The sequence below is a fragment of the Kitasatospora sp. NPDC059571 genome (assembly GCF_042735675.1).
Taxonomy (GTDB): domain Bacteria; phylum Actinomycetota; class Actinomycetes; order Streptomycetales; family Streptomycetaceae; genus Kitasatospora.
Genome location: NZ_JBHWBW010000502.1, coordinates 1 through 5,609, shown reverse-complemented (window position 1 = coordinate 5,609; position 5,609 = coordinate 1). Strand labels below are relative to the sequence as shown.

General features: G+C 75.4%; 7 protein-coding genes. 6 read left to right on the top strand and 1 reads right to left on the bottom strand.

From position 1 onward, the window contains the following. The first annotated feature begins 108 nt into the window (after positions 1-108). Positions 109-1,026 carry a deoxyribonuclease IV gene (locus tag ACFV0G_RS34030; protein WP_380556330.1) on the top strand — a complete coding sequence of 306 codons (918 nt, stop codon included), beginning with the start codon at positions 109-111 and terminating at the stop codon, positions 1,024-1,026. Further along, positions 1,023-1,700 carry a TVP38/TMEM64 family protein gene (locus ACFV0G_RS34025; RefSeq protein ID WP_380556328.1) on the top strand — a complete coding sequence of 226 codons (678 nt, stop codon included), beginning with the start codon at positions 1,023-1,025 and terminating at the stop codon, positions 1,698-1,700. Before ACFV0G_RS34030 ends, ACFV0G_RS34025 begins: the two co-directional genes overlap by 4 nt. Before the next feature lie 29 nt (positions 1,701-1,729). On the opposite strand, the gene ACFV0G_RS34020 is transcribed toward ACFV0G_RS34025, so the two are convergent. Then, on the bottom strand, positions 1,730-2,113 hold the full coding sequence (locus tag ACFV0G_RS34020; RefSeq protein ID WP_380556326.1) for a YrdB family protein: 384 nt from the start codon (positions 2,111-2,113) through the stop codon (positions 1,730-1,732). 101 nt (positions 2,114-2,214) lie between these two features. Between ACFV0G_RS34020 and ACFV0G_RS34015 the strand changes: the two genes are divergently transcribed. From ACFV0G_RS34015 to ACFV0G_RS34000, 4 genes are all read left to right on the top strand, one after another. Next, entirely contained in the window at positions 2,215-2,727 is a 513-nt protein-coding gene (locus ACFV0G_RS34015) for a DinB family protein (protein WP_380556324.1), read from the top strand. A gap of 272 nt (positions 2,728-2,999) precedes the next feature. Continuing rightward, positions 3,000-3,398: a cell division protein SepF gene (locus tag ACFV0G_RS34010; RefSeq protein ID WP_380556322.1), complete on the top strand. Its 399-nt coding sequence runs from the start codon at positions 3,000-3,002 to the stop codon at positions 3,396-3,398. Between the two features lie 137 nt (positions 3,399-3,535). Next, positions 3,536-4,090: a TetR/AcrR family transcriptional regulator gene (locus tag ACFV0G_RS34005; RefSeq protein ID WP_380556320.1), complete on the top strand. Its 555-nt coding sequence runs from the start codon at positions 3,536-3,538 to the stop codon at positions 4,088-4,090. Continuing rightward, positions 4,087-5,609: MFS transporter (locus tag ACFV0G_RS34000; RefSeq protein WP_380556318.1), on the top strand; the 1,523-nt coding region annotated here is incomplete at its 3' end. The genes ACFV0G_RS34005 and ACFV0G_RS34000, both read left to right, overlap by 4 nt.

Genomic DNA, 5,609 nt, shown 5'->3' with positions numbered 1-5,609 from the left:
CCCCCTCTCCCCGGGGGCGGGCGGCCCTTCCCGCACCCGGCTCGGGCCGCCGACCGGCTCCGCGGCCCGATTTCCGCCCGCCGGTCCCGATCCGGCATGCTCACCCGCATGGACCTCCCCGCGCAGCGCAACCCCGTCGGCGCCCACGTCCCGGTCGCCGGGCGCGGGCTGGTCGGCACCGGGCTGGCGTACGCGCGGCGGGTGGGCGCCGAGTCGGTCCAGGTGTTCGTCGCCAACCCGCGCGGGTGGGCGACCCCGGCCGGCGACCCGGCCCAGGACGAGGCCTTCCGGGCGGCCTGCGCCGAGCAGGGCGTCCCGGCGTACGTGCACGCCCCCTACCTGATCAACTTCGGCTCCGGGTCCGAGGCCACCCGCGAGCGCTCCGCCGAGTCACTGCGGCACTCGCTGCTCCGGGCGCACCGGATCGGCGCGCTGGGCGTCGTGGTGCACACCGGCTCGGCGCTCTGCGGGCCCCCGGAGGCGGCGCTGGCACACGTCCGCGCGGGTGTGCTGCCGCTGCTGGACGAGCTCGACGCGCTCGGCGACGCGGCGCCCCGGCTGCTGCTGGAGCCCACCGCGGGCCAGGGCAGCTCGCTCTGCGCCCGGATGGCCGACCTCGGCCCGTACCTGGAGGCCCTGGACCGGCACCCGGCGGTCGGCGTCTGCCTCGACACCTGCCACGCCTTCGCCGCCGGGCACGACCTGGCCGAGCCCGGCGGAGTGGCCGCGATGATGGCCGAGCTCGAGGGAGCGGCCGGCCCCGGCCGGCTGCGGCTGATCCACGCCAATGACTCCGAGGACGCGGCCGGCGCCCGCAAGGACCGGCACGCCAACATCGGCGCCGGGCGGATCGGCGCCGCGGCCTTCGGCGAGTTGCTGGCGCACCCGGCGACGGCCGGCGTCCCGCTCGTCATCGAGACCCCCGACGGGCGGCACGACCCCGACCGGGTCGAGGGCGCCCGGCACGCCCGGGACATCGCCCGGCTCAAAGAACTGCGGGCCGCCGCCGCGGCGGTGCCCGCGTGAGCGCCCGCCGGTGGGTGCGGCCGGCCGTGCTGGCCGGGCTGCTCGCCGCCGCGGCCGGCTCCCTGCTGTTCTGGAGCCCGACCGCGGTGCTGGCCGCCGCCGACGGGCCGTGGCGGCTGCCGGTCGCGCTGGCGGTGTACGCGCTGGGCACGGTGGCCTTCGTGCCCAAGCCCGCGCTGAATGCCGCGGCCGGGGTGCTGCTCGGCGTCGCCCTCGGCCTGCCGCTCGCCGTCGCGGGCACGGTGCTCGGCGCCGCCGCCGCCTTCCTGCTCGGCCGCGGCCTCGCCCGGGACGCCCTGCGGCCGCTGCTGCGCGGCCGGGCGGCCGAGGCCGTGGACCGGCGTCTGACGGAGCAGGGCTTCCGCAGTGTCCTGCTGCTGCGGCTGATCCCGGGGGTGCCGTTCCAGGCCGCCAACTACGCCTGCGCGCTCTCGGGCGTGCGGGCGGCGCCGTTCCTCGGGGCGACCGCCCTCGGGGTGCTGCCCGGGACGGCCGCCTACGTGGTGGCCGGGGCGAGCGCCGGATCGCCGACCTCGCCGGCCTTCCTGATCTCCGCGTCGGCGGTGGCGCTGCTGACCGTCGGCAGCCTGCTCTCGCTGTGGCGCGCCCGCGGCGCGGTCGCGCCCGCCCGCACCGAGGCAGCGGCCACTACCGCCCGGGCCCCGGTGCCCTGAGCGGCCGGGGCCCCGGGCCGGCCACCGGGTCAGCCGTCGGCGGCGTCCTGCCGCGGCTCGCGGACCGGCGGCCGCCACTCCCCGTACGCCGCCAGGAGCGCGGTGTCGGCCACCATGACGGCGGCCAGCACCAGCGCCCACCCGCCGCGCCCGGCCAGGGCCAGGGCGAGCACCGCACCGCCGAACACCAGCAGCTGGGTGGCCAGCCAGGCCGGCGGCGACTTCACCACCGCGCGCGGCGAGGCGTAGCGGCCCCACAGCAGCGCCGCGGCCAGCGGCAGCAGGACGGCGAGCACCACCCGCAGGGCGACCGGCCCCGGCACCGCCCAGCCGCCGTACCCCAGCGCGGCCAGTGCGGCCAGCTCCAGCAGGAATCTGACCGCCAGCGCGATCCCGGCGACACCACCTCGCACGGCTCCCCCTCTCCCGGCCCGCGGCCGTGTGCGAACGGCAGCATAGGCGCTCCGTCATATCCGGTGGCGGGCTTTCCCGACGCTGCGTCAGGATGGCGGGCATGACGACCGTGCGCATCGACCCCCCGTACCGGACCGCCGACGAGACCGCCATGCTCACCGCCTGGCTCGACTTCCACCGGGCCACCCTGGCGCTGAAGACCGAGGGCCTGACCCCGGAGCAGCTGCGCGAGCGGTCGGTGCCGCCGTCCGCGCTGTCGCTGGCCGGCCTCGTCCGCCACATGGCCGAGGTCGAGCGGGCCTGGTTCCAGGGCGTCCTGCAGGGCGGGGAGTTCGAGGAGGGCCTGTTCTGGACGAAGGAGGACCGGGACGGCGACTTCAACGGCGTGGACACCGCCGACGCCGAGGCCGACTTCGCCACCTGGCAGGCCCAGATCGAACTCGCCCGCAAGGCCGCCGAGGGCCTGCCGCTGGAGACGGTCGGCAAGCGGCTGCGCCACGGGCACGAGGTGACGCTGCGCTGGATCCTCGTACACATGATCGAGGAGTACGCACGGCACAACGGACACGCGGATCTTCTGCGGGAACGGATCGACGGATCCACCGGCGAGTGAGGTCGTTACGCAAGCGTTGACGGATCGTCAATCCACTGTCGCAGCTCACCTATATGGTCCACCCGTGGAACCGTCCGGCGACCTGCGGCGTCGCTCCGACTGCCGGGACCGTCCCGGCCTTCGGGCGCGCCACGCCGTGTACGGCGGCCGCGAGCGGGCACCGAACCGGTGATCAGTGCGATACTCGGACAGTTCCACCTTGCGGATGACGTGTGGGAACGACATGGACACCTCGGGTGGACGGGGCTGGGGACGGGAGAGGGAGGCGCGGCATGGGAGCACTTCGCGACGAGTACCACCACAACGGGTGGCTGATGCCTTCCGGCAGCTACCAGGCGGCGGCCTACGAGGATCACTGGGACGCCGAGGACACCCTGCCCGCCGTCCCGGCGCCGGCCGCCCGGATCGTCTCGCTCAAGCCCACCGGCTTCGAGGCCGCCCGCACCGTCGGTGAGCACCTGCGCACCGGCACCCCCGTGGTGATGGACCTGACGGAGATGACGGACGCCGAGGCCAAGCGCATGGTCGACTTCGCCTCCGGACTGATCTTCGGCACCCGCGGCGGGATCGAGCGGATCGCCCGCCGGGTCTTCCTGCTGACCCCCTCCGACGTGGAGGTCACCGTGATCGACCGCCCGCTGGACGACACCGGCTTCTACAACCAGAGCTGACCCACCTCTTCCCCGGCCGGGGACGGCATCCGCCGTCCCCGGCTTTCTGTTGCCCGCGAACGCCGAGGACGGCGCTCATTCGAGACCCCTGAGAAATGAATGAGACATGGATGTCTCATCTGCTCTACACTCGATGCATGGCTACCGACCGCGACTCCGTCCTCGAGGCAGCCGTGGGCGTGCTCTCGCGGCGCCCCACGGCCCACCTCGACGAGATCGCGCGCGCCGCCGGGATCAGCCGGGCCACCCTGCACCGGATCTTCCCGGGCCGCGAGGCACTGATCCACGAGATCGGCATGCTCAGCCTGCGCAAGGTCGCGGAGGCCTGCGACAGCGCCCGGCTCGAGGAGGGCGACGCCCAGCAGGCGCTGCGCCGCTTGGTCGAGGCGGTCGTCCCCGACGCGGCGCTCTGCGCCTTCCTCGCCGGCGAGAACCAGCTCTACGACGATCCCGAGATCAACCGGCTCTGGGAGGTCCAGGACGCCCGGGTCCGCGCGCTGTTCCTCCGGGGGCAGCAGCAGGGCGTGTTCCGGATCGAGCTCTCGGCCGCCTGGCTCAGCGAAGCCTTCTTCGACCTCGTCGCCGGCGTCGGCTGGGCCGTCCAGGACGGACGGCTCGCCCCCCGCGACGGCACCCACTCGCTCACCGAGCTCTTCCTCGGCGGAGCCCTCAGGAGAACCGAACCCCTATGAACGGCACCCTCGTCCAGGCCCGCGCGCAGCACCGCTGGGCCGGCCTGGGCGTACTCGTCCTGGCCGTCACCCTGGTCGCCGTCGACGCGACCGTCCTCTCCCTCGCCATCCCGTCGATCAGCGAGACGCTGCGGCCCAGCGGCACCCAGCTGCTCTGGATCGGCGACGCCTACTCCTTTGTCCTCGCCGGACTGCTCGTCAGCATGGGCGCCCTCAGCGACCGGATCGGCCGCCGCCGGCTGCTCCTGCTCGGCTCCACCGCGTTCGGCGCCGCCTCGCTGCTGGCCGCGTACGCGCCGAGCGCCGGCTGGCTGATCCTCGCCCGGGCCCTGCTCGGCGTGGCCGGCGCGACCATCATGCCGTCCACCCTGTCGCTGATCCGCGCGCTCTTCCCGGACGCCCGCGAGCGGGCCACCGCGATCGGCATCTGGGGTGCCGGCGCCACCGCAGGCGCCGCACTCGGCCCGCTGGTCGGCGGCATGCTGCTGGAGCACTTCTGGTGGGGCTCGGTCTTCCTGCTCAACCTGCCGGTGCTCGCCCTGCTGCTGGGGCTCGGCCGCTGGCTGCTGCCCGAGTCCCGCGACCCGCGCCCGGGCCGCTGGGACGTCACCAGCGTGGTGCTCTCGATGGCCGGCGTGATCGGCGTGGTCTACGCCGTCAAGGAGGCCGCCGCGCACGGGCCGCTGTCCCACTGGACGGTCCCGGCCGCGTTCGCCGCGGGCGCCGGCGCACTGGTGTGGTTCGTCCGCCGCCAGCTCCGGCTGGAGACCCCGCTGCTGGACGTCCGGCTGTTCGCCGACCGCCGCTTCACCGCGGCCGCGGTCGGCACGCTGACCTCGCTCATCGGGCTGTCCGGCGTGGTGTTCTTCATGTCGCAGTACCTCCAGCTGGTCCGCGGGATGTCCCCGCTGACCGCGGGCATCGCCGAGATGCCGGCCTTCGCCGGCGCCGTCGTCGGCGGCCTGGTCACCGCGCGGCTCGTCCGCCGCACCGGCGCCCGGGCCACCCTGACCGGCGGCCTGCTCGTCATGGGCGCGGGCATCGCCCTGCTCGGCCTGGTCCGCGCCGACAGCGCGTACCTGCTGCTGGGCACCTCGTTCCTCGCGGTCGGCACCGCGGAGGGCGTCGTCTACACGCTCGCCTCCGACCTCGTGCTCGGGGCCGCACCGGCGGAGAAGTCCGGCGCCGCGTCGGCCGTCTCGGAGACGGCGTACGAGCTGGGCACCGCGCTGGGCATCGCCCTGGTCGGCTCGGTGGTCACCGCCGTCTACGCCGGCGGGGTCACCGTCCCGGCGGGCGCCGACCCGGCCCAGGCACAGGAGTCGATCGGTGGCGCGGTGGAGGCCGCCCGGACGCTGCCGGAGGCGGCCGCGGCCAGGCTGGTCACCGATGCACAGCACGCCTTCGTGCACGGCATGAACATCGCCGCCTGGCTGGCGGCGGGCCTGCTGCTGCTGTCCGCCGCCATGGCCTGGCACCTGCTGCGCGGCCGGCCCGACGCCCGCGGGGGGGGACCGGC

What these genes read in the sequence shown, in the direction of transcription:
- ACFV0G_RS34005 (WP_380556320.1), top strand. Translation starts at nt 3,536, where the DNA reads ATGGCTACCGACCGCGACTCCGTCCTCGAGGCAGCCGTGGGCGTGCTC.
- ACFV0G_RS34015 (WP_380556324.1), top strand. Translation starts at nt 2,215, where the DNA reads ATGACGACCGTGCGCATCGACCCCCCGTACCGGACCGCCGACGAGACC.
- ACFV0G_RS34030 (WP_380556330.1), top strand. Translation starts at nt 109, where the DNA reads ATGGACCTCCCCGCGCAGCGCAACCCCGTCGGCGCCCACGTCCCGGTC.
- ACFV0G_RS34010 (WP_380556322.1), top strand. Translation starts at nt 3,000, where the DNA reads ATGGGAGCACTTCGCGACGAGTACCACCACAACGGGTGGCTGATGCCT.